A 643-nucleotide genomic window follows, 5' to 3' on the forward strand; every position below is an offset into this window, starting at 1 on the left:
ACGGTGACGTGGGTGATGGGGAGCGGTCGGGGGTGTTGTGTGCCGAGCATCCGGCGTATGTGATCTATACGTCGGGTTCGACCGGCCGCCCCAAAGCCGTCGTCATGCCCTCCGGCAACCTGGTCAACCTGCTCGCCTGGCACCAGGAGGAGATCGGCGGCGGGCCGGGGACGAAGGTCGCGCAGTTCACCACCATCAGCTTCGACGTGGCCGCCCAGGAGATCCTGTCCGCCCTACTGCACGGCAAGACCCTGGTGGTGCCCGACGAAGAGGTACGACGCGACCCGCGGGCGTTCGCGCGGTGGCTGGACGCCCACTGGATCAATGAGCTGTACGCGCCGAACCTCGTCATCGAGGCGGTAGCGGAGGCCGCCGTGGACCAGGGGCTCCTCCTGCCCGAACTGCGGCACGTGGCTCAGGCGGGTGAGGCTTTGTCGGCGGGGCCGGCGGTGCGGGAGTTCTGCGCGCGTGTCCCGGGACGGCGCCTGCACAACCACTACGGTCCGGCCGAGACCCATGTCGTCACCGGGATGACTCTCCCGGCTGATGTGGGTGGGTGGCCTGTGGTGGTGCCGGTTGGTTCGGGTGTGTGGAACGCGCGTGTGTATGTGGTGGATGGTGCTTTGCGTCCGGTGCCTGTGGG

General features: G+C 68.4%; 1 protein-coding gene. It reads left to right on the forward strand.

What is annotated here, in order from left to right; translation table 11 throughout:
* Positions 1 to 59 precede the first annotated feature (59 nt).
* Positions 60 to 643, forward strand: a 584-nt coding sequence (locus IE195_RS25995) for an AMP-binding protein (RefSeq protein ID WP_308428462.1), incomplete at its 3' end; no start/stop codon positions are given.

The organism is Nocardiopsis terrae, assembly GCF_014651695.1.
Lineage (GTDB): Bacteria > Actinomycetota > Actinomycetes > Streptosporangiales > Streptosporangiaceae > Nocardiopsis > Nocardiopsis terrae.